Source organism: Paenibacillus sp. 01T422 (assembly GCF_056398785.1).
This window is the reverse complement of sequence record NZ_JBFTQB010001096.1, coordinates 1-1,826: the sequence shown is the minus strand read 5'-3', so window position 1 is coordinate 1,826 and position 1,826 is coordinate 1. Positions and strand designations below refer to the sequence as shown.

Sequence of the window (1,826 nt, the reverse complement as noted above, 5' to 3'; positions counted from 1 at the left end):
TCATATAGATCGTTAACAGCCAGCGAGGCGTCTCAGGAGTTAATGTCGTCAATAGGGCGATTCCCCCAGCTAGAATGAGGGTTGTAGGTATCATAATGGATCGATAACTCACTTTGGTCATTAAGAAACCGCCGCCTGTTGCCGTTACAACTGAACCTAACATCATGGGCAGTAAAACTAAGCCTGAGTTGGTCGCTGTTCCGCCAAGTACACCTTGAACAAAGATTGGGATATAAACAGAAGCTGTAATAAAGGCAGCACCACTAAAAATGGCTACAGTATTACTGGAAGCATACAAACGGCTTTTGAACATAGCAAAAGAGATAATCGGCTCGGCAGCACGGCGTTCTACGAAAATAAAGATGATCGTTAACACGGCGAACAATGCGAATAATCCGAGGATAACCGATGAATCCCAAGCATATTTTTTACCGCCTAATTCAAGCGCGAACATGAGAGAGACGATGGCCCCGACGAGTGTCATTGCGCCCCACCAATCGATCTTTTGCTTCGAATGCTCAACGGATTCACGGTAAAAGAAAGCGATGAAAATAAAAGCGATCAAACCGAGCGGCAGATTAATGTAGAAGACCCATTTCCAATTCACATAATCCGTAATATAAGCCCCAAGCAGGGGGCCGAAAATACTGGACATACCAAAAACAGCCCCGAACAATCCGCCTAATTTGCCGCGACTCTCAATCGGAACGGCATCGAACATGATAGTAAAAGCAATAGGTACTAGCGCACCGCCGCCAATCCCTTGAATCGCGCGATAAATGCTGAGCTCAATAATGGAATTAGCTGTTCCGCACAAAATGGAGCCGAGCATAAACACGACAATCCCGAAGATAAAAAACTTTTTGCGTCCATACATATCGGACAATTTTCCGAAAATCGGCATGCCTGCCATTTCTGCGACCATATAGGCGGAAGTGACCCACACAAATTTGTCCAATCCGCCTAATTCCCCTACGATAGTACCCATAGCTGTAGCTACAATGGTGTTATCCATCGCTGCCATCAGAATGCCAAGCAGAAGCCCGGCAAGCACAATGCCTATTCCTTTATTTTTGGTTTGAGTTGACATGAAGTTGGTGTTCCCCGCTTTCTTATTAAATGATGGTAACATGAGCCTGTATGAAGAAACGAAGTTCCAGTAAATGTTAGGTTATCCAAACAGATCCCCATTAACTCCGAAGAGCTGAGCCTGTTTGGTCAAATAGGCATTTCCGAAAAGAGGCCCCCTTAAGGTTGGATTTCTGGATCTCTCTTATAAGAACAAATCGAGTATGTTTTTGGCATGTTCCCAGTTCCGTTTGTTTGTATCAAATGTCTCCTTGCCCTTGTCGGTGAGCCGATAATACTTTCTTCTGCCGCCTTGCGTTTCGTCTCCCCAGTAGGATGTAATGTTCTCTTCCTGCTCTAAGCGTTTGAGACTGGCGTACATAGTAGCCTCTTTGAGCTCGTATTCTCCACCAGAAGTTACTTGTACAAGCTTTGAAATTTCATAGCCATATTTATCACCTGACATTAAAAGTTTAAGAATAATGCTATCGGTATGCCCGCGAATAAGATCAGATATAATTTTCAAGTCAAAGATGACCCTCACCTCCTGGTTTACATTATATTTAAGAGTACTTTGTCTGTCAATGTAGTCCTGCAAGTGATACACATCTTTCATTGACCGCTCAGAACGGGGATGATAACTTAGAAGTAGGACTTAAGAAAATTACGCAATATCCAGTTGGACGAGCGTTTTTATTTAGAAAGGTGGTTTTCATCGTGGCAATTAATCCGGCGCAAACTGTAGTAGGACTTGTAGG

At 43.7% G+C, this 1,826-nt stretch carries 2 protein-coding genes; both read right to left on the bottom strand.

The features are described from left to right. Nucleotides 1–1,090 (bottom strand): MFS transporter (locus tag AC1DUA_RS35950; protein ID WP_477504287.1); only part of this gene is annotated, 1,090 nt, incomplete at its 3' end. A 183-nt stretch (nt 1,091–1,273) separates the two neighbouring features. Further along, nucleotides 1,274–1,603: a PadR family transcriptional regulator gene (locus AC1DUA_RS35945; protein ID WP_477504288.1), complete on the bottom strand. Its 330-nt coding sequence runs from the start codon at nt 1,601–1,603 to the stop codon at nt 1,274–1,276. Nucleotides 1,604–1,826: the final 223 nt, after the last annotated feature.